This window comes from Olleya sp. YS (genome assembly GCF_029760915.1).
GTDB lineage: Bacteria > Bacteroidota > Bacteroidia > Flavobacteriales > Flavobacteriaceae > Olleya.
Window position 1 is genome coordinate 1,424,541 of the sequence record NZ_CP121685.1, and the last position, 24,061, is coordinate 1,448,601.

Here is a 24,061-nt window from a genome sequence, read left to right on the forward strand (position 1 = left end):
ATTTTTCACATAAGCAGGAATCTTTTTTTATCTTTAATGTTTAAATCAATTTAGATATGGCATCAATATTCACAAAAATAGTTAATGGAGAAATCCCTTGTTATAAAGTTGCAGAAACTGAAGATTTTTTAGCTTTTTTGGATGTTAATCCTAATGCTAAAGGGCACACTTTGTGTATTCCAAAAAAGGAAGTAGATAAACTGTTTGATTTGGATGAAGACACCTACATTGGTTTAATGCAATTTTCCAGAACTGTAGCTATTGCTTTAGAAAAAACAGTACCTTGCAAACGTATTGGTGTAAGTGTTATTGGGTTAGAAGTACCTCATGTACACGTTCATTTAATTCCTTTGAATTCTATGGAAGATGCACGTTTTATAAATAAAGTGCCTTTATCTAAAGATCAGTTTGAAGACTTAGCTAAAGCGATACAGTCTAATTTATAATTTGTAGAAAGTAATACCAATTACTGAAGCAATAATTGCTACTATTACAATTAAAATAATCCAGAATAAACCTTTATATTTTTTTGAAGCTTTCTTAGGCTGAAATGCCTTCATTTGGTAATCGTAAACACGTTCAATATCATCAGTCCATTGTGATGGATAAATTTTAGTATTACATACAGAACAATACATTTCTGTACTGACGTCTTTAGTAATGCTTTTATATAAAGCAGTTTCAACAAATCGTTGTCTAAAGGTGATTTGTAAACCTTCTTTACTAAAACATTCTGGACAATGGTTGTTTAGATTAACTGTATTAATGGTAACTAATTTTTCAGACATTTAAATAGTTTTTAGGCTAATTTGCATGGTGGTCCCTTTACCAATTTCTGAGTGTAACACTTTTATTTTTCCGTTATGAAAATCTTCAACTATACGCTTTGCTAAAGATAATCCAAGTCCCCAACCACGTTTTTTAGTGGTATAACCAGGTTGAAAAATAGAATTGAATTCGGCTTTACTTATACCTTTACCAGTATCAATAACGGTAACTTTTACTTGTTTCTCGATTTGTGTGATTTTAATTTGTAAATCGCCTCTACCTTTCATAGCATCTATAGCGTTTTTCACTAAGTTCTCTATGGTCCAACCATAGAGTTGTTTGTTTAAACTAACGTATATAGGATGCTCTGGTACTTCAATATTAAAATTGATAAGTTTGGATGATCTTGTTTTTAAATAATTAAAAGCTTCTTGTGTTTCGGCAACAATATCTGCTTTTTCAAGAGTTGGTAAAGACCCTATCTTGCTAAAACGCTCGGTAATAGTTTGTAAACGATGGATGTCTTTTTCTATTTCTTTAATGTATTCAGGATTGGTGTTTTCATCTTTTAAAATTTCAGTCCAACCAATTAAAGAGGATAAAGGTGTACCAATTTGATGTGCAGTTTCCTTTGCCATTCCAGACCACAGTTTATTTTGTGTTGCAATTTTAGAACTTCGGTAAAAGAAATACACTACTGCCCCAAACAAAACTATAATTAGCAAAAGCGCTAATGGATAATATTTCAGTTTGTTTAATAGTGGTGAGTTTCCGTAGTATAATGTGGAATATAATTCATCTTTATAACGTATTTCAATAGGAGGATTTTCAGTTTTAAACTGCGCAATGAGTTTGTCTTTGTTTTTAGCTAAAAATAGAGAATCAGATAATCCATTGGTTTCAATATTGCTGTAACTACTCACAGTTTCATCTTTATAAATAACTATTATGGGTGTTGAGGTGTTACTGTTTAATATTTTAATCAGTAAATCAATATCAGTATCATCTTCTGCTTTAATAAAATTTTCTTGTGCTTGACTCCATATTTCCATTTTAGCACGTTCTTCAGCTTTAAACTTTTGAAAAAACACATAGGTATTCCATAAGATTAACGAAATAATAGCAAATGAGGCAATAATTATAATCCAGCGAATAAGCTGACGATGTTTAGTAAAAAACATGATGGTTAATTTTTGTTGTTAATATAATGTAAATCTGTTAATAATATTGTGGGAGTTGGACAGTAATTCACTTTTAGTTGCGTGTCAGATTATGTATTTTTGCTAAAACTAATAGATAGTATGTTATCATTTTCACCTCAAGAGTTTTCTACCGCAAAATTACATGGTTATTTACTTAGTGCTGTAGCACCAAGACCTATTGCTTTTGCCAGTACTTTGGATGCAGATGGTAACCCAAATTTATCACCTTTTAGTTTTTTTAATGTCTTTAGTGCTAATCCACCAATTTTAATTTTTTCACCAGCACGTCGTGTAAGAGATAACACAACAAAGCATACATTAGAAAATGCTGAAGCGACAAAAGAAGTAGTTATTAATGTGGTTAATCATGACATTGTACAACAAATGTCATTGAGCAGTACAGAATATCCTGAAGGTGTAAACGAATTTGAAAAAGCAGGATTAACCATGCTTAAATCTGATGTAGTAAAACCGTTTAGAGTGGCTGAAAGTCCTGTGCAAATGGAATGCAAGGTCAATGATATTGTTCACTTAGGTAAAGACGCTGGAGCTGGAAATTTAATTATATGTGAAGTGGTTAAAATGCATATTTCTAAAACTGTTTTGGATAAAAACAATGCTATTGACCAAAACAAATTAGACTTAGTTGCAAGAGCTGGAGGTAGTTATTATAGCAGAGCAAAATCTGGGTTTTTTGAAATCCCAAAACCTTTGTCTACACTTGGAATAGGTGTAGATGCATTGCCAAAAAACATTAGAGAAAGTGCTGTTTTAACTGGAAACGATTTAGGGTTATTAGGAAATGTTGAAAACTTACCTGAAGAAAAAGACATTCAGGCTTTTAAAAACCAACATAATTTAAGTTCTTTATCCACTGAAGAAAAACACAAAAAAGCAAAAGATTTTTTAAGTTTTAATGATGTAGAGAGTGCGTGGAAAATGTTATTATCGTAAATTAGCGATACCAAATTAGACGAATATTTAATAATTATATAGACAATGGAAGTACAAGGAAAAGTAAAACTAGTAGGAGAAACACAAACTTTTGGTAGTAACGGATTTAGAAAAAGAGAATTAGTAGTCACTACAGAAGAGCAGTATCCACAACATATTTTAGTTGAGTTTGTTCAAGATAAGTGTGACTTATTAAACAACTATCAAGTTGGACAAGACGTTAAAGTTAATATTAATTTACGTGGAAGAGAGTGGGTTAACCCACAAGGTGAAACTAAATATTTTAACTCTATCCAAGGATGGCGTATTGAGGCTTTACAAACAGGAGCACCACAACAAGGTATGCCTGAAGTCCCACCAGCTCAAGCATTTGAACCAGCAACTAACGTTAAAGAAGAAGATCACGACGATTTACCGTTTTAATTAGATAAACATCTAGATTATTAAAAGCCTCAACGTTTTAAACGTTGAGGCTTTTTTAAATCAAAAAAGCCTTGCTAATTAAACAAGACTTTAAGAATAGTGGTTTTAGTTTTAGTCTTTAAATACAAACTTTAAAAAGCAATGATGAACAAATCTATACTTTAAAGACTTGTATAAAGGTCAATAAAAATCTGGTAATTTCAAAGTAATAAGTTGATATTTAACACTATAATGCCTACTACAACGATTTCGTAATGTGTGTTTTTACTATTTTAACAGAAACCTGTTGTCTTTTTTGATTGTTATTTGTTATTTTTTGATTGAAAAAGAATACTTGTATAAATGAATTTTTTGAATAGTCATAATTTCTTTCCAGATGTGTCTCAAGCAACAGATGATGGTTTGTTAGCGGTAGGTGGAGATTTGAGTTCAGAACGATTATTATCTGCTTATCAAAATGGAATTTTCCCATGGTTTGATAATGACGACACGATACTTTGGTGGTCTCCAGATCCAAGATTTGTTCTATATCCAAAAGACTTAAAAATATCTAAAAGCATGAGACAAGTCCTTCGTAATTCTGATTTTAAAATTACTATAAACAAAGATTTTGAGTCAGTCATCAAAGCTTGTGCTAATGCTAAACGACCTGGTCAAGATGATACATGGATAACTAAAGGAATGATTGAAGCTTACACCAAATTGCATCAATTAGGATTCGCAAAGTCAATAGAGGTTTGGCAAAGCAAACAATTGGTTGGAGGTTTTTACGGAGTAGATTTAAAAAATGGCGTGTTTTGTGGAGAAAGCATGTTTACAACTGTAAGCAATGCTAGTAAAGCGGGTTTTATTAGTTTTATTCAACATACAGATTACAGACTTATTGATTGTCAGGTGTACACCAATCACTTAGAAAGTTTGGGAGCGATAGAAATCCCTAGAGAAGAATTTTTGAAATATTTAATTTAAACAACGTTATACCTGAAGCATCCAACTTCATGATCGTTAACCATTCCTGTTGCTTGCATGTGTGCATAAACCACTGTACTACCAACAAATTTAAATCCTCGTTTTTTTAAATCTTTACTCAAGGCATCACTAATAGCTGTGTTTGCTGGAGCATCTTTATAATGTTTAAGTTTATTTTTTATGGGTTTTCCATCTACAAAAGCCCAAATATATTTACTAAAACTACCAAACTCTTTTTGAATATCCATAAATAATTTAGCGTTAGTTACGGTTGCTCTAACTTTTAATTTATTTCTGATAATTCCTTCGTTTTTAAGTAGCTCTTGAATTTTATCTTCAGTATAATTAGCAATTTTTTTATAGTCAAAATTATCAAAAGCTGCTCTAAAGTTTTCGCGTTTACGCAAAATAGTAATCCAACTTAAACCTGCTTGAAACGTTTCTAAAGTTAAAAACTCAAATAAGGTGTCATCATCATAAACAGGAACTCCCCATTCATTATCATGATAAGCTTCATATAAATCATCACCAACACACCAACCACATTTATGTTTTGTCATTTTCTGAAATTGTATTTGTTCTACGTTCGTATAAAATAATTAAGACATAAATTATAACTATTAAGTGCCTAAGATCAAATAAAGATATGGATTCCGTGAAATAATAATTGTCGAATAATGATAGGTATTTTCCTGCTAATAGAATGAAGAAAAGAACCATTAGAATAATTTTGATGTTTTTCATCTTAAGTAATCAATGTAAGGATTTTCTATATTTACTACTAATGTAACAACAGTAACTTAAAAAACATAATAGTTACTGTATTTTTGTATTATGGAAACAATCAAAGACACAACAATCAAGCAAATTATTAAAGATAGCTTAGTAAATAGTATGAGTTATCAAGCGTATAGAGATTTGGTTTCGACTTTAGTCGAAAAAGAATCAAATACAGGACACGAGGTTACTTTAGCATTAGCAAATTACACCATGCTAAATGACAGACGTATGAAACGTTGGGATAAAACAATTAAAATAGACGAGGCGCTTAAAGCCAGCATTAAAAATAAATCTATTAATCAAACTTGGTTAGTCATTACCGAAAGTTGGTGTGGTGATGCAGCACACGTTATGCCTGTTATTAATAAAATAGCTGAGTTAAATGAAGGTATTGAATATAGAGTGGTTTTAAGAGATGAAAACGAAGCTTTAATGGACCAGTTTTTAACTAATGGATCAAGATCTATTGCTAAGCTTATTATTATAGATAATAAAACACAGAATGTGGTTGCAACTTATGGACCTAGACCAAGTACAGCAACAACTTTAGTGAATAATTATAAAGCAAAACACGGACGTTTAACACCTGAGTTTAAAGAAGATTTACAAAAATGGTATAACCAAGATAAAGGACAAACAACTATAGCAGATTTAGTTAATTTGATAAACTAAGTACTCACTTTCCTTTAAACTCAAAGGTAATAGAACCTAGTTGTTCTTTTTTTGATGACACACTAAACTTAGCTTCTTTAGCATAGTCCAACGCATGTTCTTGCAAGCAAGCATTGTTTGAAGTTGACGCATTGTTTATATAAGCAGACGTGACATTACCATTTGCATCCACTAATATATTAACTACAATTTTTCCTTGTGTCTCACACAAATAGATAGGGATTGGTAAGTGTGTGTCTATTCGACCTTTTAAAGAATAATATATATAACTATTTGTATTAGCAACATTGCTTTGTTTTGCGCTTTGGTTATTAGAGCGTTTAGACAGAATCTCGTTAACACTATTAAAACTGGTTAATATTTCTTCTGAGATAGCAGAATTGCCTTCACTTTTTTTGGAGGTTTTTCCGCTTTTAATGCTGTTTTTATAAGTTTCTAATTTTGGATTAGTGTAATCTTTAGGTGGTGCAATAGGCTTGTAAGCTTGTGCGTAATGTTTATAGTGTTCTGTAGTATTATAAGCTTTGTTGGTGGCTTTTGTTTGATTTGTTTGTTGAAAGTCTTCTGTTAAATCTTCAGTTTCAATATCCACTTTTTCAATCTCATAAAAAGTTTCAGCAATAGCAGATTCTATTTTAAAAACTGTCACATTTAATACAGACAATAGTAATGTACCAGTAATTAAAAAAGTGATAGCTAGCGCTTTGTGAGAATTGTTAAAGTTCATTAATTACGAATGAAATAATAATAGGTTTGGGTTAATTAGTGTAATATATACGTTTATAAAACGCAAATAGACGTGGTTTAGTCCTTTTTTGGGAGATTTTTAATAAAATCGTCTATTGAAAGTGCATTTTTAACATCAAAATCGCCAATTTTTGTGCGACGTAACGCAGACAAATGTCCACCAGATAGAAGTGCTTTACCAAAATCATTTGCTAAAGACCGTATATATGTTCCTTTGCTACAAACGACTCTAAACTCAATATTTAGATCACTGATGTTTGTAATTTCAAAGTCTTGAATGGTTATTGTTCTTGGTTTAATGTCTACATCTTCACCAGCTCTAGCAAATTCGTACAACCGTTTTCCGTCTTTTTTTATTGCAGAAAATATAGGTGGAAATTGTTCTATTTCACCTATAAATTGCTTTGTAGTATTGTGGATTAGATCTTCTGTGATATGAGCAGTCTCAAAGGTCTCATTAATGTCAGTTTCTAAATCAAAAGAAGGTGTAGTGCTTCCTAAAACAATGGTTCCTATATATTCTTTAATTTGACCTTGAAAAGTATCGATTTGCTTGGTCATTTTACCTGTGCAAATCACTAATAAACCAGTTGCTAATGGGTCTAAGGTGCCAGCGTGACCCACTTTTATTTTTTTAATGTTAAAGGCTTGTCTAATTTCCCAACGTAGTTTATTAACCACTTGAAAAGACGTCCAGTTAAGAGGTTTGTCAACAAGCAATACTTGTCCAGATTGGTAATCTTCTACAGTCATTTACTTAATTTAAAAACGAAACGATAATAGCAATAACTCCAACAATTGCACAATAAATAGCAAAGTAACTTAATTTACTTTTTTTAACGAGACTTATCATCCAAGTACATGCAAATAAACCAGCAATAAAGGCTGCTATAAAACCAGCAGATAAGGCAGTGATATTTTGACTTTCAAAACTTAAATCGCCTCCTAAAATATCTTTAGCAATTTTACCAAAAATTAAAGGCACTACCATTAAAAACGAAAAGCGTGCAGCTTTGGTTTTGTCATTACCTAATAATACAGAGGTTGATATGGTCGCTCCACTTCTAGAAATACCAGGAAGCATTGCTATAGCTTGAGCAATACCAATAATAAAGGCGTTACTAAACGATACTTTTTTATTAGTGTTTTTAGCTTTATCTGCAAAAAATAATAAGATAGCAGTTACAATTAGCATACAACCAACTAATAATATGTTTCCGCCAAATAGCTGTTCTAATTGTTCTTCAAAGAAAAAACCAACTAAAGCAGCAGGAATCATAGAGATAACAATCTTAGTTATAAACTTGGTGTCTTCATTCCACTTAAAATCGAAGAATCCTTTGATAATATCTAAAATATCTTTTCTGAAAATTACTATAGTACTTAAGGCAGTAGCAAAGTGTAAAACAACTGTGAAAAGCAAGCTTTCTTCTGGGATACTATTATCACCTAAAATAGCTTTACCTAATTCTAAATGACCACTTGAAGACACAGGAAGAAACTCGGTTAAACCTTGTACAATACCTAAAATAATTGAGTCGAAAATATCCATGATGGCAAAAGTATTAAAATACTATGACCAATTGATAATTTGTAGTTGAAATTTGTGCTTCTTCTTAGAAAAGCACGTAAATCAAGGATTAATCTTTTTTTGGCTTAGATAAGATAGCATACACTTGTATGCCAAAACCAATAATAACTAAAGCAGGAGCTAATCTAATACGTCTCCAGCTAAAAATAGCATCACTAAATACATTAGGATCGTCACTTCCACCTCCAGACATTAGGATAAAACCTAAAGCTATAAAAGCTAAGCCGATAAACATAAATTTGTAATTGTGCTTACCAAAAAGAGGTTCGGTTATTACAGTTGGCTTGTTATTTTTTTTGCTATTTCCCAAAGTAATGCGTTTGTTAATTTATGACAAATTTAAACTTTTTAAATTAATCATAAATTGTTTTTAAGTCTTGTTTTTTAATGGTCACTTTTTCAGCTTGTGCGACCTTATTTTCAAACTTAGGTGTTGTGGTTGCTAAGTAAGCAACTATAGCAACTAGACCTATTAATACAAATGTTACTCGTTTCATAATCATTAGTTTTAGATTAATTAAACAGTTAAAGTATTAGTTGGTCAGTAGCGTATTTATATTTTGGTTAAGTAAATATAACGTGTTAATGTGTGAAGTATTGTTAAGGGTTTAGTTAAAAGCTGTTAAATGTTTGACTTTAAAAAGTTATGCTTAATACAATTGATCAGTCTTCAGATTTAAAAAACGCTGCGTAGCAAAATGTGTACTTATCCAAGTAATAACAATGCCTGAAATAAACACCAATAAAAACAACCCTCCAATTAATAATGGGCTTTGACGTAGCTGTAATTCTGGGAACGCTTGGTCAATATAATACACAATAAATCCTAAAGCTACTAATGCTAAAATAGCTCCAATAATTCCTAATTTGATGCTTTTCCATACAAAAGGTTTACGTATAAAGCGCTTAGTGGCTCCAACCATTTGCATGGTTTTAATAGTAAAACGTTTGGCATACACAGATAATCTAATAGAACTATTAATTAAAAGTACAGCAATTAACGTAAAAATCGCACTTAGTAATAGTACCCAAAAGCTAATTTTTTTAACGCGACTATTCATTAAAGACACAAGGTCTTTATCGTATTTGACCTCTTCTACAAAGTTTTTTTCAGAGACAGAAGCAGCCAATTCTTCTAATTTTTCAGAAGTCAAATAATCCGCTTTAAGATTAACATCAATGTTATTCCATAGTGGATTGAATCCTAAAAACTCCATAAAATCATCGCCATTTTCTGCTTTCATGGATTCTGCAGCTTGTTCTTTGGTTACATAAGTGGTAGATTTTACGTAATCTGCTAAAGCTAGACTCTTTTCTAACTGTTTTACTTCAACATCTTTAGCACTATCTTTTAAATAAATAGTTACTGTTACTTGTTCTTTAAATAAATCGGCAACTTTTTTAGCATTCAGCATTAAAAGTCCTAATATACCAAGTAAAAACAAGACTAAAGCAATACTTATTACTACCGAAAAGTAAGACGAAATTAATCTGCGTTTTTGATATCTTTCAAAAGAAGAGCTCATAAATTGATGTTAGTTTATCACGTAAAAATATAAAAGAAAACGGTTTCCTTCAGAAATACAACGTTTAAACTTTCAACAATCTTATAATAAGTTTAAATTTGTGACTTTATTAAGCAGAATAACACAAAAATGCAATACCATTTTAACGACATAGAAGCCAAATGGCAAAAATATTGGGCAGACAACCAAACGTTTAAAGCCTCTAATAACAGTGATAAACCTAAATATTATGTTTTGGACATGTTTCCTTATCCATCTGGAGCAGGATTACACGTAGGTCATCCATTAGGCTATATTGCTTCAGATATTTATGCACGATACAAGCGTCATAAAGGGTTTAATGTGTTGCATCCACAAGGTTATGATAGTTTTGGTTTGCCAGCAGAGCAGTACGCTATTCAAACTGGTCAGCATCCAGCAATTACTACAGAAACTAATATTAAAACGTATAGAAGACAACTCGACCAAATCGGTTTTTCTTTTGATTGGTCTAGAGAAGTCCGCACATCAAGTCCTGAATATTACAAATGGACACAATGGATTTTTATCCAGTTATTTGAGTCGTATTATTGCTTTAACGACAATAAAGCAAAACATATTAAAGAGTTAAAATATGTTTTTAAAGTAAACGGAAATAAAGACGCAAACGTGGCTTGCGATGATAACGTAGAAGAATTTACTGCTGAAGAATGGAATAGTTTTTCAGAAGACAAACAAGAAGACATATTATTACAATATAGATTAACCTATCTAGCTGAAACTGAAGTCAATTGGTGTCCTGCATTAGGAACTGTTTTAGCAAATGACGAGATTATAAACGGAGTCTCAGAACGTGGTGGACATCCAGTAATACGTAAAAAAATGACCCAATGGAGTATGCGTATTTCTGCTTACGCAGAACGTTTACTACAAGGTTTAGACACTATAGATTGGACAGATTCACTTAAAGAAAGTCAACGCAACTGGATTGGTAAATCGGTTGGTGCTTCTGTGACTTTTAATGTTATGCCTTCTGTCTCGTCGAGCGCAGTCGAGACGTCTCATCAAATAGAAGTCTTCACAACAAGACCAGACACCATTTTCGGAGTAAGCTTTATGACTCTAGCTCCAGAACACGAGCTAGTCCAAAAGATAACAACGCCAGAACAGAAAGCTGAGGTTGACGCTTATATAGAAGCCACAGCAAAACGTAGCGAACGCGATAGAATGGCAGATGTCAAAACCATTTCTGGAGCCTTTACAGGCGCTTATGCAGAGCATCCTTTTAGCAAAGAACCAATCCCAATTTGGATTGGTGATTATGTATTAGCTGGTTATGGTACAGGAGCAGTTATGTCTGTACCTTGTGGAGACCAACGTGATTACGATTTTGCAAAGCACTTCAATATTCCTATTCCAAATATTTTTGAAGGTGTGGATATTAGCGAAGAAGCTTACGCGAGTAAAGACAATGTTACTATTACAAATAGCGATTTCCTTAACGGAATGAACTATAAAAAAGCAACCAAACGTGCTATCTACGAGTTGGAGCAATTAGGTCAAGGTGAAGGAAAAACTAACTACAGATTGCGTGATGCGGTTTTTAGTAGACAACGTTATTGGGGAGAACCATTTCCTGTGTATTACGTAAACGGAATGCCACAAATGATTGACAAACAACATCTGCCAATCACGCTTCCAGAAGTAGAAAAATATTTACCAACAGAAACTGGCGAGCCACCTTTAGGACGTGCAGACGTTTGGGCTTGGGACACTAATACAAACACAGTTGTTAGTAACGAGTTAATAGATAATAAAACTATCCATCCATTAGAGCTAAACACCATGCCAGGTTGGGCAGGAAGCTCTTGGTATTTTTTCCGTTATATGGAAGAAAAAGCCAATAGAGGTGAAGCTTTTGCAAGCAAAGATGCACTTAACTATTGGGAAAACGTAGACTTGTATATTGGAGGAAGCGAGCACGCAACAGGACACTTGTTATACTCACGTTTTTGGGTGAAATTTTTAAAAGATAGAGGGTTTGTTGGTGTAGAAGAACCTTTTAAAAAGTTGATTAACCAAGGTATGATTTTGGGAGAATCAGCATTTTGCCATATTTTAAGATTTGGAGCTTTGAAGATTGACAAAATTGGTTTTTCAGGTACAATGCCTAAAAATATAGACTTTATTATTTCAAATGAAATTATTGAAGAGTCAAAAATTGAAGAGTTTGATTTTTACGATGTTCTAAATAATCCAAAGCTTCTAAAAGTATTGACTCCTTTAATGAGGCAAAGACAGACTATTGATAATTTAAAATTTGTATTTAAATTAGAAGAAGAAGAATTTGATTTAAATGATTTATCAGTTGAGAATTTAATATATCAACAGAAACATTTAGATGTTAATTATTTAGAAGGAACAACAAACTATGTAAAAGTGGATTCAATGTTGAAAGATTATCGCTTTTATGGTTTCGATGAAGGCTATTTTATTGATAAAAATTACGATATAATTAGTTTAAGAGATTTAGATTCATTTGAGTCATATAGAAGTGTCGAAAAAATGTCAAAATCTAAATTTAATGTTGTCGATCCTGATAGTATTTGCGAGCAATATGGTGCAGACAGTTTACGTCTTTACGAAATGTTTTTAGGACCTTTAGAGCAGGCTAAACCTTGGAATACTGCAGGTATTACTGGTGTGCATGGTTTCCTTAAAAAACTTTGGAAGTTATATGTTGGTGACGAAGGACTAAAAGTTAATGACACCACACCAACAAAAGACAACTTAAAAACGTTACATAAAACCATTAAAAAAGTAGAAGAGGATATAGAGAATTTTTCGTTTAATACCTCTGTGTCTACCTTTATGATTGCTGTAAACGAGCTGACTGCTCAAAAATGTACAAGTAAAGAAGTGTTGCAACCTTTATTGGTGTTATTATCACCTTATGCTCCACATATTGCAGAAGAGTTATATAGCCAGTTGGGTAATACAGAATCCATTTCTACTGCGCCTTTCCCTAAATTTGATGCTAGTCATTTAGTAGAAAGTAGTAAGAATTATCCAATATCATTTAATGGCAAAATGCGTTTTACGCTAGAGTTACCAATGGATATGAGTAAAGAAGAGATTGAAAAAACTGTGATGGCTCACGACAAAACCATTGCACAATTAGAAGGTCGTACGCCTAAAAAAATAATTGTAGTGCCTGGTAAAATTGTGAATATCGTTGGATAAAATGAAATTAAAGTGGACTAGAAATGATAAAATTGGCGTTACTTTTTTTATCAGTATTGTTTTAAGTACCACATTAATTTATGAGTTTGAAGAACGTTTTGATGAACACACATGGAAATCACATCCAAATTTTCGATATAAATTGGTAGATGACATGATTGATAAAAAATTGCTCATTGATAAAACACAAGAAGAAGTAATTAAGGTACTAGGGGAACCTTATGAAACCAAACAATCCGAAAAAAGCTATTTTATTTATAGGTTAGGAGAGCCACCAAGTTTTTTTGAATCTAAAACAGAATATCTACTTATTACTTTTATAGATGGAGAAGTGGTTACTGTTTCGCTAGCAGAATAATATTTTAAATATGACGTCAGTTCGAGTGGTTTTCAATTTTTTTAATTGAAAATTGTATCGAGAACCAATAATAAATAACTTCTCGATATAATTTGTTAGTATCTCACCAATCACTCGTTGTGACGTATGAGTGATTTAACACTACGTTAGTTGGAGTGAAATGTTTTTTTTACTTTTAAAACTGATAACCCAAACCTTAATAGCACACTATGAAACACATCATGATCCTACTTTTGTTTCCATTGTTAACTTGGTCGCAATCCTACCTTGGTCATGTCGGTAACTATCCAATTCATTTAGACATTGATTTGTATCCTAATAATGATGATGCATCAACAGGAGAAATAGACGGTTATTATTTTTACGATTCTAAACTTATTAGTATTCCTATAAGTGGGATTTACACTAACAATACTATTCTTCTAATAGATGGCTATCACTATTTTGCTGATTCTGAAAATGATGCAGATGAAGTCTTTAATCTTAAAAAAGATGGTGATTCCTTAACTGGTACTTTAAAACTAAACGAGGATATTTATAATGTTGTTTTAACTAAAACTGAGGAAGATCCTTTAGAAGATTTTAGAAACCCAAAATTAACCTTCGTAAGAGATAGTGTCACGAATTACCAAAATAAACAACTGGTTTGGTTTCATGAAAAATATTCTAAAACAGAAATGTTTAGGTTAGGAAACGGTTTTACTAAAGCCCAACAGGACACATTTAACCCATTATTAGAGTATTTACATTTAGAGAACGCTATAGATATCATGGATTGCAATTCTTGGTTTGAAATAGACTTTACCATACACTTAGTAAACAATAATTTTATAAGTTTTTCTAAGCAGTATAGTGTGTTTTGTGGTGGTGCACATCCTTCTTATGGAACCATTGGGTATACTTATGATTTAAAAACACTCAAACAAGTCAAAGATTTAGATACCTTATATCCTGATATTGATTTTTTTAAGCTTTTAAAAGATAAATATTATGACGCGACAGATGAGCATCAAGAGGAGTGCGAAATTTTTACAGAGCCTTCACATTGGAATAATAAAACATGGAATCTAACACCAAAAGGTGTGTTATTAATCCCAAATTATCCTTATGCAATGTCACCTTGTGAAGAAGACTATTTTTTACCTTATACTGATATTACCAAAGATTAATTTTAGTGCTTTAACACAAACTAGTCTTTGTCAACCTCTGCTTTGTCGACTTCCTTTTTAGGTTTAGGCAATGTTTTAAAATAACTTTCAAACGCATTAAAGTCGTAAGGTTTTTTAATAATCTTTTTATCTTTATCTAACACAAAGTAACTTGGTGTAGATTTTACATTGTAGTTATCGCCAATTGGATTGTCCCATTTACCTTCACCAAACACATGATAAAATTCTGGGAATTTATAGGTCATGTCTTTCCATCGGTAACGGTCTTCATCTAAAGCAATTGCTATGACTTTTAATTGACCTTTATCAAGTATCTTAACTAATTTGTGCAGTTCTGGAATCTCGTCTAAACAATGAGAACAGGTGGTACTCCAAAACACAACTAAGTAGTGATTAGCCTCATCTAAATCATATAAGTTTTTGACTGTAGCTTCTCCTTCTTTATCAAATATGACGATTTCAAAATCTTGTCCAATAGTACCAACTGATGCATTTTTAAAATAGGTTAATTCTTTAATTAAATCGGTATCATTGTCTGCTTTAGCAATAGCCATTAAATGTGCATCTGCAATGTGATTAGTAACAGGTTCAATTTCTTCTACAGCAAATTGATTCCATAAAATTTCTAATAAAATTTTCTTGACCTTAGGGTTGTTTCCTATAGCTTTTACTGCTGTATTGATATTATTAATGTAAGAGACATTAGCATCTTCGTTATCAATAAAATTAAACACATAATTTAAAGTCGCTTCAATTAAAAAATTAGAATTTTGAAGTACTGGATTGCCAAAGTTGATATGTTTAAAATACTGGTTTTTAGCATTATTAGTAAATGTTTTAGCATCTACAAATTCCTCTGGAATATAGGGCTGACTTGCAGTTATAAAGTTAAGAACTAACTTACCTTCTGCTGCTTTTTCAAATTCTGATTGTGTGGTTTTTAGAATGTCTATAATTTTTTTAAAGTCTTTAGCGTCCTTTTGGTTTTTACTATAAAACGTATTTAAGCTTTGACCAATCATAGACATACTGTTATTATATGATAGCCATAATTTATTTTCTTCTGATGTTACAAATTCTAAGCCTTTATCCAAATCAAAGGTTAGCTCGATATCTTCATTATTATACAAAAAATCAAAGTTATACTCGTCTTGTGGTTGTGCATAAACAATACGATAGGTTCCTGGAGCTTGAGTTTTTTTAAGCTCGAAAGTAAAACGACCTTCTTCGTCTATATCTGCATTATCTACAAAAATTGAAGTGTCTGCAGTAACTTGATATAAAAACGCAAATTTAAATTGATCAGCAGGAGTAAATGTTCCTTTTATGGTATGTTGAGCCAATATAAAATTGGGCAAAATGGCGAATAAAAAAAGTATTTTTTTAAACATTATGTTCTGGTTTTTTCTTTAATATTTTCAAAAACTATTCCAAAATTGGTTGTAAAGCATTTAGTGCTTGTTTGACCGTTTTAATATGCTCAAAGGTAAGCAATAAACGTAAACCATTTCTAGTTTGTTTTTCTTTCATCTTACAGGATTGTGGATGTGTTTGTACATATTGTAACAGCTTAGTAAAATTAGGACTTTGATAAAAACTGCTTTGTTGGTCGTTAATAAAATAACCAATGAGCTTGCCTTGTTTCATAATAACTTTTTCTACACCTAATTTGGTAGCTATCCATTTTAGTCTAACACTGTTTAATAAATCTACGACTTGTGTTGGTAATTCGCCAAAACGGTCAATTAACTCGGTTTCAAATTTGGTAAGCTCTTCTTCTGTTTTAAAATTATTTAGTTGTGTATAGAGGTTTAAACGTTCGGTGATATTATTGACATAATCGTCAGGGAATAATAGCTCAAAGTCCGTGTCTATAGTAATATCTTTGACGTATTGTTTGTTTTCAATAGGTTCGTTATACAGGTCTTTAAATTCATTGTCTTTAAGCTCTTCAATTGCTTCATTCAAGATTTTTTGGTAAGTGTCAAATCCAATGTCGTTAATAAATCCACTTTGCTCACCACCTAGTAAATCTCCAGCTCCTCTGATTTCTAAATCTTTCATTGCAATATTAAATCCGCTTCCAAGTTCTGTAAACTGCTCTAAAGCTTGAATACGTTTTCTGGCATCATTAGTCATTGCAGAATATTCTGGAGTAATAAAATAACAAAATGCTTTTTTGTTGCTTCGTCCTACACGTCCTCGCATTTGATGTAAATCACTTAATCCAAAATTATTTGCATTATTTATAAAAATGGTATTGGCATTTGGGACGTCTAAACCACTTTCTACAATAGTCGTACTAACCAAGACATCAAAATCTCCGTTCATAAAGCCTAGCATCAATTCTTCTAATTTTTTACCTTCTAACTGTCCATGACCAATCCCAATTTTAGCATCTGGTACTAATCGTTGAATTAGTCCTGCGACTTCCCGAATATTTTCTATACGATTATGAATAAAAAAGACCTGACCACCACGTTCAATCTCATAACTAACAGCATCTCTAATAGCCTCTTCATTAAATCTAATAACGTGGCTCTCTATTGGATAACGGTTTGGTGGAGGTGTGGTAATAACAGACAAATCACGTGCTGCCATCAAACTAAACTGTAATGTTCTTGGTATTGGAGTTGCAGTAAGTGTTAATACGTCTACGTTATCCTTTAACGTTTTAAGCTTTTCTTTTACTGCGACACCAAACTTTTGTTCTTCATCAACAATTAACAATCCTAAATCTTTAAATTTTACATTTTTGTTGACTAGTTGGTGTGTCCCAATAATAATATCTACATGACCTTTTTCTAGTTTTTCTAAGGTTTCTCGTTTTTGTTTGGCTGTTCTAAAACGGTTGACATAATCTACTGTTACAGGAAAATCTTTTAAACGCTCTGTAAAAGTTTTGTGATGCTGAAACGCTAAAATGGTTGTTGGCACTAATACAGCCACTTGTTTACCATTATCTACCGCTTTAAACGCTGCACGAATGGCAACTTCTGTTTTACCAAAACCAACATCACCACAAATTAAACGATCCATTGGACGTTCACTTTCCATATCTGCTTTAATGTCTGCAGTTGCAGTGATTTGATCTGGAGTGTCTTCATATAAAAAGGACGCTTCCAGTTCGTGTTGTAAATAACTGTCTGGTTTGTATTGATAGCCTTTTTCTAGCTTACGCTTAGCATATAATTTAATAAGGTTAAACGCAACTTGTTTAACTCTAGATTTAGTTTTTGCTTTAAGGGTTTTCCATGCTTTGCTTCCTAGTTTATAGATTTTAGGTGGTTTACCATCTTTACCATTAAACTTGGTGATTTTATGCAAAGAGTGTATACTCAAATACAACACATCACGCTCGCCATACACCAGTTTTATAGCTTCCTGTTTTTTGCCTTCAACATCTATTTTTTGAAGTCCGCCAAACTTACCAATCCCATGATCAATGTGTGTAACATAATCGCCAATATCCAAATTAGTCAGCTCTTTTAAAGTGATGGCCTGTTTTTTAGCGTATCCATTTTTAAGATGAAATTTATGATACCGCTCAAAAATTTGATGGTCTGTATAAACAGCAATTTTATTATCATGGTCAATAAACCCTTGGTATAACGACAGGGTTACTGTTTGGTAATGCACGTTTTGTTCTACATCGTCAAAAATATCATGAAAACGCTTGGCTTGCTGCTCGCTAACACAAGCTATATAATTAGTGTAACCGTTATTGTGATTACTATTTAGATTATCGATTAATAAATTAAACTGTTTGTTAAACGCTGGTTGAGGTGTAGTATTATGCTGAATAGTTTGTGTTGCATTAAATACTGACGACGTCCCAAACTCAACTAAACTAAAGTCCAACAATTGTTTTTTTAGCTCTGTAGAATCACAAAATAACTCTTTAGGTTCTGCATGTTTAATGTCTGTTGAAAGCTTGCCAAAAGCTTCTACTGCTTTACTGTAAAAATCATCAATCCTATCAAAGGTTAAATCGAAATTTTTACCAAAAACTACTGTTTTTTGAGCGATATATTTAAGAAAGTTTTGTCTGGATTCATCCAAAAATTTATTAGCTACATTTGGGATGACACTAATTTTTTTAATTTGCTCTGTAGAAAGTTGTGTTTCAACATCAAAGGTACGTATGCTATCCACTTCGTCTCCAAAAAACTCAATACGGTAAGGTTCATCATGTGAGAAAGAAAAGACATCTACAATTCCTCCTCGTACTGAGAATTCTCCAGGTTCTGTAACAAAATCGACGCGTTTAAATTTGTATTCAAACAAGACTTCGTTTACAAAATCGATAGATAAACTATCGTTAACAGTAATTTTTAACGTATTGCGTTCTAGCTCTTTTCTAGTAACGACTTTTTCAAAAAGGGCATCTGGATATGTAACTATTATTGCTGGCTTTTTACGCGAGTTTATTCGGTTTAATACTTCTGCACGTAAGAGAACATTGGCGTTATCGGTTTCTTCTATTTGGTAAGGTCTACGATAACTCCCTGGATAAAATAACACATCAGTTTTATTGATGAGTTGTTCTAGGTCGTTTAGGTAGAATGCAGCTTCTTCTTTATCATTAAAAATAAGTAAAAATGGCAGTTCTGATTGCTTAAAGGTTTGAGTAATGATGTAAGATAATGAAGATCCTACTAAACCTTTTAAATGCGTTTTGCTTAGACTTTGGGCAATAGTAGTTTGCAGTTTTTGTAGTTGCAAAGACTGTAAATAGGTTTGCGAGATTACCGTTTTACTCACGTACTTTATTTTTTGTGCAAATATAAGTATCCTATAATTTTTAAAGTTGTTAAAAAGTGTAAAATAAACGCCTAAAAAAAGAAACTTTTAATTTTAAAAGGTGTTGGGTTTAACTATATTTGTAGTCTAAAATTAAACAAAAAAGTATGTCATTTTCAGATTTATTCGATAGTGGATTTAAAAAGCGTAACGAGGATCATTTTGCTGCAATTGTACGTGTGGCTATGAGTGATGGTGTGATTACTGATGAAGAACGCGCGTTTTTAGACCGTTTAGCACGTAATTTAGATATTAGTGAAGGCGAGTATAAACAAATTTTAAAAGATTATAAAGAGCATCCAATTAATCCACCAACATCTTATGATCAGCGTTTAGAGCGATTATACGATTTAGCACGAATGGTTTGGGCAGATCATATTGAAGGACCAAAACAAACTGCTATTTTAGAACGTTTATGTGTTGGTCTTGGATTTAAATCTAGCAATGCAAAATATGTAACACATAAAGCATTAGAATTGGTACACGAAGGTGTAGATTTAGATACTTTTTCTGATGAAATTAAAACTATGAATAGATAAATATTCTGAATTAATCATAAAAAAAACCAAGCTCATAGAGTTTGGTTTTTTTATTTCAAATAATCTTCAATTTTAGACATTAGCGCTTCTTCATCAAACGGTTTTTTAATAACATCGTTAATTCCAGCCTTTTTGTAGCGTTTTAAATCGTCTTTAAATATGCGAGCAGTCAGTGCTATTATTGGAATGCGTTTATGCTCACGTTCAGGCATTTTTCTGATGCGTTGGGCTATCTCGTCACCAAAGCTATTTGGTAATTTAATATCCATAAGAACTAAATCAAATTCTGAGTTTTCAATTCTGGGTACAACATCATCTCCTTTAGTTACGATATCTAAAAAATAATTACCCTTAGATGCTAAGATTTTTAATATAGAAAGTTGCGTAATTTCAGAATCTTCAACTAATAGGATGTTGTACTTTTTATCTGATTTGGGTTTGGTACTAGTCTCCTTTTTGTGAGATTTTAATTTGTAATTGTTATCTAATTTAAAATTAATGTTTGTAGAAAAAGTACTGCCTTCACCAACTTTTGAGGCGACGCTAATTTTACTATTTGATAACTCTACTAAGTATTTAGAAATAGCTAAACCTAAACCTGCACCTTTGTAGGCTTGCGGATTATTAAGTTGTGTGAAACTTGTAAATATATCTTCCAAGTTTTCTTCAGGAATACCTATTCCTGTATCTTTTATTTGAAAGTGAATATTTGCTTTTTGAGCTCTAATTTGATTTAGTGAGACATTAAACTCTACACCTCCTACTTCAGTAAACTTAATAGCGTTTTCTAACAAGTTACTTAATACTTGTCTTAATCGCAACGCGTCACCACCTACAATTTCTGGAAGGTTATCATTAAAATCTGAAGCAAAAGTTAATCCTTTCTGTTGGGCTTTTACCTGAAATACTTCTTTTATATTTTCTAGTAAACTCCTTAAATTAAAAGGCTCAATTACTAACTCTAATTTACCAGCTTCAATTTTGGATATGTCTAAAATGTCTTCTATTAATTGTTTTAAGTAATTGGAAGACGAGTCCATGACTTTTAAATAGTTAAGCTGCTCATCAGTTAGGTTAGTTTTTTTTAAGATGTCAGAAAATGTCAATATACCAGTAAGAGGGTCACGCAATTCATGACTAAAATTTGCTATAAATGCATTTTTAAAAGCTTCTTTTTCTTGAAGATATTCGTTTTTTAATTCTAATATTTGAGAATTTATTACCGATTCGTTTCTTACTTGAGCTGTGGTTTGATAATTATTATAGTGAACTGTCAAGTCTAAAATAATGACCAAGGGTAACTTTTTGCCATCAAAAGTTTTGACAATTACATCTGTAATTATGGTTTTATTTTCAGGGTTAATAAGGTGTATACAAGAAAAAATATGAGTTTTGTTTTTGTCTTGTAACGCCTCATGGATACTTTCAAAAAACGGATGGATTGCTGAAAGGTTTTTACCAATCAAATCAGGAAAAATAACATGGTCAGACTCTTTTATAGTTCCGTCTAGGTTTACAATAAGGTATTGATTAACCGATTGAGAGTGGGCTTTTTTGTATTGGTCTAACATTATTTTTTTGCCTCTTTAAGTAGTGTTTGAGCTAAGTTATAAAAAACTTCCTCAACATTTTTGCCTGACTTGGCACTGGTATAGAAATCGACAAAACGTCCAAAAACATCGTTGTTTTGCTTAATAAAATCGTTTGTTACTAAATCTTTTTTGTTACCAATAATTTTCATTGGGATATTAGGATAACGTTCTTTTATATAATTAAGGTCAAACTCTAAATTTTCGTAGGTTGTAGGTCTGGTCATATCAAACACATATAAAAAACCACTAGTTCCAATAAGGTAAGACGGTCTGGTATTAGTTATATCATCGTTACCTTCTAAATCCCAAATAACAAGTGTTATATCATCATTAGACTTTGGGATGGTAATTTCTTTTTTTAAGACATGTACACCTATAGTTACTTTATAATCTTCGCTAAATGTGTTTTCTACAAATCGTCTAATTAAAGACGATTTTCCAACACCAAAGTGTCCAATTAAGACTATTTTTTTAGATATTTTCATTTTCAAAGTAGGCTTTTAATTTAGTGCTAAATGTGTCACTGTTGTTTAAATCGGTTTTATTTATAATATTTTGGGCAAAGTCTAGTAATTTATCTTCTAATCGGCTTCTAAAAGTAGCTGTGAAAGCTCCAGATATAGCAACTGCAATATAGTAATTTGAAAAGTTTTGCAAATGAATATGATAATTTTCATATTCGATATACTCTAAATTTTGTATTTCTGAAGTAAATGCATCCTCAGCAAAGCTTTTAATGGCTGTTAACATACCAGCAACAGTGTCTTGGTCCAAATTTTGAGTTTTAGAGTATTCTGACACTATAATTCCAGAGCCACTTTCAATAACCATAATTTGCTCAATTTTTGGTTTAAATTGCTCTTGAATAATTAAATCTGCTTCTGAAACGCCTGTTTTTTTTGATCTAAATTTTCTTTTTAAGCTTTCAAAAGAAAAGGTGTTATTTACTTTTTTGTTAATGTTTTCTGAGAGTATTTGTATTTCTTTCTGAATGTATTTTTTAATCATTTTACCCATAATTGGGTACAATGCTTCAACTACAGCGTCTTGAGAATTTTTAATCTCTTCTTTTAAAGTTTGTGTTATGGTTGGACCCAAAGTTTCGGGCATTTCTTTAATAAACTCGTCTAACTTTTCTTCTAAAATAGGGTCAATATGCTTAGATAAATTATTTTGCTTGTTAATTAAGTCTTCAAGCTTTTTAAGCTTTTGCTCAATAGATAAGGCATATTCATGCTCATCTTTTAATAAGATGTCTTTTAAGATTTTTAATTTATCTTCTTGATTCATGCGCGAGTCAAGTTATTACTGACTTATTTTTTCGCCCAATTTAGTTAAGAGTTCTCCTAGAAGTTTACGATCCACTTTTTTGTTATCCAAAGCTTCAGCTTTATCTTCAAAAGTGTTTTCTAATTCAGTTATTCTGATATTAATATCTGTACTTAAATTGTCGATGTTTTGTAGTAATTCCGACTTAACTTCGTCTACTAACGCTTCTAACTCTTGTTTTTTTGAAAGAATATCTTTTTTTAGTGTTTCAAACTCACTATCGTAAGCTTGCATATTTTCACCAAAAATAAGTTGCTTAATTGCATCTATCTTAGATGCTGCTTCTGCAGAGTTATGCGCTGTTTCTTGATTAGTTTTGTCTGTCTTTGCCATTAGGATAATTTATTTTTCAAAAATAGCAAAAAAATAGATATAACGTTATTTAATTGGTGTTTTGCATAAATTCTTCGGCTTTAAGCACCATATTTTTACTCCCACAGAAAAACGGGACACGTTGATGTAGCTCTAAAGGTTGTATGTCTAAAATTCTTTTAAAACCATTACTAGCCTTACCATTAGCTTGTTCTGCTAAAAACGCCATAGGATTGCATTCGTATAATAATCTTAATTTCCCTTCTTCATTTTTAGAACTTTTAGGGTACATATAAATTCCACCTTTAATCATATTTCTATGAAAATCAGAGACTAACGACCCTATATATCTTGAAGTGTATGGTCGGTCACCTTCTTCCATTTGGCAATATTTTATATAGTTTTTTACTCCTTTAGGGAAGTGGATGTAATTACCTTCGTTTACAGAATAGATATTTCCATCTTCAGGAAATTGCATGTCCGGATGCGATAAGTAAAAGGTTCCAATAGCTGGGTTTAAAGTAAATCCATTAACGCCATGACCTGTTGTGTAAACCAACATTGTTGATGTGCCATATACAACATAACCAGCAGCTACTTGTTGATGTCCTGGTTGTAAAAAATCTTCAATAGTTACAGGTGTACCAACAGGAGTTACACGTCTGTATACAGAAAAAATAGTTCCAACGGATACATTAACATCAATATTTGAAGAACCGTCTAAAGGGTCTATAAGTACAATGTATTTGTTTTGATTGTTGTCATCTTGACTGTTTATGCTAATAAAATCATCTTCTTCTTCACTAGCAATACCACAAACAATATTACGATTAGTCAGGGTTTGAATAAACTTGTCATTGGCATAAACATCTAGTTTTTGTTGATCCTCTCCTTGGATGTTTGTATCACCTGCAGCTCCGATAATATCAACTAAGCCAGCTTTATTAACCTCATGATTAACGACCTTAGCTGCAAGACGAATAGAATTTATTAAACGAGATAATTCTCCAGAAGTGTATTTAAAGTAGGCCTGATTCTCTATAATAAACTCTCCTAAAGTTTGATTTTTTTTAGACATAAGTAGTAGTTGTGCTATTTGTTACAA

General features: G+C 31.8%; 25 protein-coding genes. 9 read left to right on the forward strand and 16 right to left on the reverse strand.

The window, feature by feature from the left end:
• The first annotated feature begins 56 nt into the window (after window positions 1-56).
• Window positions 57-446, forward strand: coding sequence for an HIT domain-containing protein (locus Ollyesu_RS06465; protein WP_279302977.1), 390 nt, complete (start codon window positions 57-59; stop codon window positions 444-446).
• On the opposite strand, the gene Ollyesu_RS06470 is transcribed toward Ollyesu_RS06465, so the two are convergent.
• Both Ollyesu_RS06470 and Ollyesu_RS06475 read right to left on the reverse strand, forming a co-directional pair.
• Window positions 441-788, reverse strand: coding sequence for a hypothetical protein (locus Ollyesu_RS06470; protein WP_279302978.1), 348 nt, complete (start codon window positions 786-788; stop codon window positions 441-443). The genes Ollyesu_RS06465 and Ollyesu_RS06470 overlap by 6 nt on opposite strands.
• Window positions 789-1,949 carry a HAMP domain-containing sensor histidine kinase gene (locus tag Ollyesu_RS06475; RefSeq protein ID WP_279302979.1) on the reverse strand — a complete coding sequence of 387 codons (1,161 nt, stop codon included), beginning with the start codon at window positions 1,947-1,949 and terminating at the stop codon, window positions 789-791. It lies immediately after the preceding gene.
• Between the two features lie 120 nt (window positions 1,950-2,069).
• Here Ollyesu_RS06475 and Ollyesu_RS06480 point away from each other — a divergent pair, with 120 nt between their 5' ends.
• The 3 genes from Ollyesu_RS06480 (at window position 2,070) to aat (ending at window position 4,316) form a co-directional block, all read left to right on the forward strand.
• The gene (locus tag Ollyesu_RS06480; protein ID WP_279302980.1) at window positions 2,070-2,924 is read left to right on the forward strand and encodes a flavin reductase family protein; all 855 of its coding nucleotides are present in this window, start codon (window positions 2,070-2,072) and stop codon (window positions 2,922-2,924) included.
• A gap of 45 nt (window positions 2,925-2,969) precedes the next feature.
• Complete coding sequence (locus tag Ollyesu_RS06485; RefSeq protein ID WP_279302981.1) at window positions 2,970-3,347, forward strand: DUF3127 domain-containing protein; 378 nt, start codon at window positions 2,970-2,972, stop codon at window positions 3,345-3,347.
• Between the two features lie 342 nt (window positions 3,348-3,689).
• The gene (gene aat / locus Ollyesu_RS06490) at window positions 3,690-4,316 is read left to right on the forward strand and encodes a leucyl/phenylalanyl-tRNA--protein transferase (RefSeq protein WP_279302982.1); all 627 of its coding nucleotides are present in this window, start codon (window positions 3,690-3,692) and stop codon (window positions 4,314-4,316) included.
• On the opposite strand, the gene Ollyesu_RS06495 is transcribed toward aat, so the two are convergent.
• Window positions 4,313-4,876 (reverse strand): DNA-3-methyladenine glycosylase I, encoded by a 564-nt coding sequence (locus tag Ollyesu_RS06495; RefSeq protein WP_279302983.1) that lies wholly within the window; start codon window positions 4,874-4,876, stop codon window positions 4,313-4,315. The two genes, aat and Ollyesu_RS06495, sit on opposite strands and share 4 nt — an antisense overlap.
• A gap of 274 nt (window positions 4,877-5,150) precedes the next feature.
• Here Ollyesu_RS06495 and Ollyesu_RS06500 point away from each other — a divergent pair, with 274 nt between their 5' ends.
• Window positions 5,151-5,768: a thioredoxin family protein gene (locus tag Ollyesu_RS06500; RefSeq protein ID WP_279302984.1), complete on the forward strand. Its 618-nt coding sequence runs from the start codon at window positions 5,151-5,153 to the stop codon at window positions 5,766-5,768.
• A gap of 4 nt (window positions 5,769-5,772) precedes the next feature.
• Here Ollyesu_RS06500 and Ollyesu_RS06505 read toward each other — a convergent pair whose 3' ends face one another.
• The 6 genes from Ollyesu_RS06505 to Ollyesu_RS06530 form a co-directional block, all read right to left on the reverse strand.
• Window positions 5,773-6,495: a TonB family protein gene (locus tag Ollyesu_RS06505; protein ID WP_279302985.1), complete on the reverse strand. Its 723-nt coding sequence runs from the start codon at window positions 6,493-6,495 to the stop codon at window positions 5,773-5,775.
• A gap of 77 nt (window positions 6,496-6,572) precedes the next feature.
• Complete coding sequence (truB, locus tag Ollyesu_RS06510; protein ID WP_279302986.1) at window positions 6,573-7,268, reverse strand: tRNA pseudouridine(55) synthase TruB; 696 nt, start codon at window positions 7,266-7,268, stop codon at window positions 6,573-6,575.
• A 4-nt stretch (window positions 7,269-7,272) separates the two neighbouring features.
• On the reverse strand, window positions 7,273-8,067 hold the full coding sequence (locus tag Ollyesu_RS06515; RefSeq protein ID WP_279302987.1) for an undecaprenyl-diphosphate phosphatase: 795 nt from the start codon (window positions 8,065-8,067) through the stop codon (window positions 7,273-7,275).
• Between the two features lie 88 nt (window positions 8,068-8,155).
• The gene (locus tag Ollyesu_RS06520) at window positions 8,156-8,416 is read right to left on the reverse strand and encodes a DUF3098 domain-containing protein (RefSeq protein ID WP_279302988.1); all 261 of its coding nucleotides are present in this window, start codon (window positions 8,414-8,416) and stop codon (window positions 8,156-8,158) included.
• Between the two features lie 43 nt (window positions 8,417-8,459).
• Window positions 8,460-8,603 (reverse strand): hypothetical protein, encoded by a 144-nt coding sequence (locus Ollyesu_RS06525; protein WP_279302989.1) that lies wholly within the window; start codon window positions 8,601-8,603, stop codon window positions 8,460-8,462.
• Window positions 8,604-8,756: 153 nt separating this feature from the next.
• The gene (locus Ollyesu_RS06530) at window positions 8,757-9,632 is read right to left on the reverse strand and encodes a permease-like cell division protein FtsX (protein ID WP_279302990.1); all 876 of its coding nucleotides are present in this window, start codon (window positions 9,630-9,632) and stop codon (window positions 8,757-8,759) included.
• A 129-nt stretch (window positions 9,633-9,761) separates the two neighbouring features.
• On the opposite strand from Ollyesu_RS06530, the gene Ollyesu_RS06535 reads away from it, so the two are divergent.
• The 3 genes from Ollyesu_RS06535 to Ollyesu_RS06545 all read left to right on the forward strand — a co-directional run bounded on the left by Ollyesu_RS06535 (window position 9,762) and on the right by Ollyesu_RS06545 (window position 14,381).
• Window positions 9,762-12,854 (forward strand): class I tRNA ligase family protein, encoded by a 3,093-nt coding sequence (locus Ollyesu_RS06535; RefSeq protein WP_279302991.1) that lies wholly within the window; start codon window positions 9,762-9,764, stop codon window positions 12,852-12,854.
• 1 nt (window position 12,855) lies between these two features.
• The gene (locus tag Ollyesu_RS06540) at window positions 12,856-13,212 is read left to right on the forward strand and encodes a hypothetical protein (protein WP_279302992.1); all 357 of its coding nucleotides are present in this window, start codon (window positions 12,856-12,858) and stop codon (window positions 13,210-13,212) included.
• A 209-nt stretch (window positions 13,213-13,421) separates the two neighbouring features.
• Window positions 13,422-14,381 (forward strand): hypothetical protein, encoded by a 960-nt coding sequence (locus Ollyesu_RS06545; RefSeq protein ID WP_279302993.1) that lies wholly within the window; start codon window positions 13,422-13,424, stop codon window positions 14,379-14,381.
• Between the two features lie 20 nt (window positions 14,382-14,401).
• On the opposite strand, the gene Ollyesu_RS06550 is transcribed toward Ollyesu_RS06545, so the two are convergent.
• Together Ollyesu_RS06550 and mfd are read right to left on the reverse strand one after the other, a co-directional pair.
• A complete protein-coding gene (locus Ollyesu_RS06550; RefSeq protein ID WP_279302994.1) occupies window positions 14,402-15,772 on the reverse strand; it encodes a TlpA disulfide reductase family protein in 1,371 nt (456 codons plus the stop codon).
• A 34-nt stretch (window positions 15,773-15,806) separates the two neighbouring features.
• A complete protein-coding gene (mfd, locus tag Ollyesu_RS06555; protein ID WP_279302995.1) occupies window positions 15,807-19,145 on the reverse strand; it encodes a transcription-repair coupling factor in 3,339 nt (1,112 codons plus the stop codon).
• 146 nt (window positions 19,146-19,291) lie between these two features.
• Here mfd and Ollyesu_RS06560 point away from each other — a divergent pair, with 146 nt between their 5' ends.
• Window positions 19,292-19,723 (forward strand): TerB family tellurite resistance protein, encoded by a 432-nt coding sequence (locus Ollyesu_RS06560; protein WP_279302996.1) that lies wholly within the window; start codon window positions 19,292-19,294, stop codon window positions 19,721-19,723.
• Window positions 19,724-19,773: 50 nt separating this feature from the next.
• Here Ollyesu_RS06560 and Ollyesu_RS06565 read toward each other — a convergent pair whose 3' ends face one another.
• Genes Ollyesu_RS06565 through fbp form a run of 5 tightly spaced genes read right to left on the reverse strand, consistent with a single transcriptional unit; the run spans window position 19,774 to window position 24,034 of the window.
• On the reverse strand, window positions 19,774-21,294 hold the full coding sequence (locus Ollyesu_RS06565) for an ATP-binding protein (RefSeq protein ID WP_279302997.1): 1,521 nt from the start codon (window positions 21,292-21,294) through the stop codon (window positions 19,774-19,776).
• Window positions 21,294-21,800 carry a GTP-binding protein gene (locus tag Ollyesu_RS06570; protein WP_279302998.1) on the reverse strand — a complete coding sequence of 169 codons (507 nt, stop codon included), beginning with the start codon at window positions 21,798-21,800 and terminating at the stop codon, window positions 21,294-21,296. The genes Ollyesu_RS06565 and Ollyesu_RS06570 overlap by 1 nt, the downstream gene beginning before the upstream one ends.
• A complete protein-coding gene (locus tag Ollyesu_RS06575; protein WP_279302999.1) occupies window positions 21,787-22,605 on the reverse strand; it encodes a cell envelope biogenesis protein OmpA in 819 nt (272 codons plus the stop codon). Before Ollyesu_RS06575 ends, Ollyesu_RS06570 begins: the two co-directional genes overlap by 14 nt.
• Window positions 22,606-22,620: 15 nt before the next feature.
• Window positions 22,621-22,977, reverse strand: coding sequence for a fructose 1,6-bisphosphatase (locus Ollyesu_RS06580; protein WP_279303000.1), 357 nt, complete (start codon window positions 22,975-22,977; stop codon window positions 22,621-22,623).
• A 49-nt stretch (window positions 22,978-23,026) separates the two neighbouring features.
• Window positions 23,027-24,034, reverse strand: a complete 1,008-nt coding sequence (gene fbp, locus Ollyesu_RS06585; protein ID WP_279303001.1) for a class 1 fructose-bisphosphatase — start codon at window positions 24,032-24,034, stop codon at window positions 23,027-23,029.
• Window positions 24,035-24,061 lie beyond the last annotated feature (27 nt).

Excerpts from the sequence above, each read along its gene's own strand:
- Ollyesu_RS06500 (WP_279302984.1), top strand. The coding sequence starts at position 5,151 with ATGGAAACAATCAAAGACACAACAATCAAGCAAATTATTAAAGATAGC.
- Ollyesu_RS06480 (WP_279302980.1), top strand. The coding sequence starts at position 2,070 with ATGTTATCATTTTCACCTCAAGAGTTTTCTACCGCAAAATTACATGGT.
- aat (WP_279302982.1), top strand. The coding sequence starts at position 3,690 with ATGAATTTTTTGAATAGTCATAATTTCTTTCCAGATGTGTCTCAAGCA.
- Ollyesu_RS06475 (WP_279302979.1), bottom strand. The coding sequence starts at position 1,949 with ATGTTTTTTACTAAACATCGTCAGCTTATTCGCTGGATTATAATTATT.
- Ollyesu_RS06485 (WP_279302981.1), top strand. The coding sequence starts at position 2,970 with ATGGAAGTACAAGGAAAAGTAAAACTAGTAGGAGAAACACAAACTTTT.
- Ollyesu_RS06575 (WP_279302999.1), bottom strand. The coding sequence starts at position 22,605 with ATGAATCAAGAAGATAAATTAAAAATCTTAAAAGACATCTTATTAAAA.
- Ollyesu_RS06545 (WP_279302993.1), top strand. The coding sequence starts at position 13,422 with ATGAAACACATCATGATCCTACTTTTGTTTCCATTGTTAACTTGGTCG.
- Ollyesu_RS06580 (WP_279303000.1), bottom strand. The coding sequence starts at position 22,977 with ATGGCAAAGACAGACAAAACTAATCAAGAAACAGCGCATAACTCTGCA.
- Ollyesu_RS06470 (WP_279302978.1), bottom strand. The coding sequence starts at position 788 with ATGTCTGAAAAATTAGTTACCATTAATACAGTTAATCTAAACAACCAT.
- Ollyesu_RS06535 (WP_279302991.1), top strand. The coding sequence starts at position 9,762 with ATGCAATACCATTTTAACGACATAGAAGCCAAATGGCAAAAATATTGG.
- Ollyesu_RS06565 (WP_279302997.1), bottom strand. The coding sequence starts at position 21,294 with ATGTTAGACCAATACAAAAAAGCCCACTCTCAATCGGTTAATCAATAC.
- Ollyesu_RS06540 (WP_279302992.1), top strand. The coding sequence starts at position 12,856 with ATGAAATTAAAGTGGACTAGAAATGATAAAATTGGCGTTACTTTTTTT.
- Ollyesu_RS06550 (WP_279302994.1), bottom strand. The coding sequence starts at position 15,772 with ATGTTTAAAAAAATACTTTTTTTATTCGCCATTTTGCCCAATTTTATA.
- fbp (WP_279303001.1), bottom strand. The coding sequence starts at position 24,034 with ATGTCTAAAAAAAATCAAACTTTAGGAGAGTTTATTATAGAGAATCAG.
- Ollyesu_RS06495 (WP_279302983.1), bottom strand. The coding sequence starts at position 4,876 with ATGACAAAACATAAATGTGGTTGGTGTGTTGGTGATGATTTATATGAA.
- Ollyesu_RS06560 (WP_279302996.1), top strand. The coding sequence starts at position 19,292 with ATGTCATTTTCAGATTTATTCGATAGTGGATTTAAAAAGCGTAACGAG.
- Ollyesu_RS06515 (WP_279302987.1), bottom strand. The coding sequence starts at position 8,067 with ATGGATATTTTCGACTCAATTATTTTAGGTATTGTACAAGGTTTAACC.
- truB (WP_279302986.1), bottom strand. The coding sequence starts at position 7,268 with ATGACTGTAGAAGATTACCAATCTGGACAAGTATTGCTTGTTGACAAA.
- Ollyesu_RS06570 (WP_279302998.1), bottom strand. The coding sequence starts at position 21,800 with ATGAAAATATCTAAAAAAATAGTCTTAATTGGACACTTTGGTGTTGGA.
- Ollyesu_RS06505 (WP_279302985.1), bottom strand. The coding sequence starts at position 6,495 with ATGAACTTTAACAATTCTCACAAAGCGCTAGCTATCACTTTTTTAATT.
- Ollyesu_RS06525 (WP_279302989.1), bottom strand. The coding sequence starts at position 8,603 with ATGAAACGAGTAACATTTGTATTAATAGGTCTAGTTGCTATAGTTGCT.
- Ollyesu_RS06530 (WP_279302990.1), bottom strand. The coding sequence starts at position 9,632 with ATGAGCTCTTCTTTTGAAAGATATCAAAAACGCAGATTAATTTCGTCT.
- Ollyesu_RS06465 (WP_279302977.1), top strand. The coding sequence starts at position 57 with ATGGCATCAATATTCACAAAAATAGTTAATGGAGAAATCCCTTGTTAT.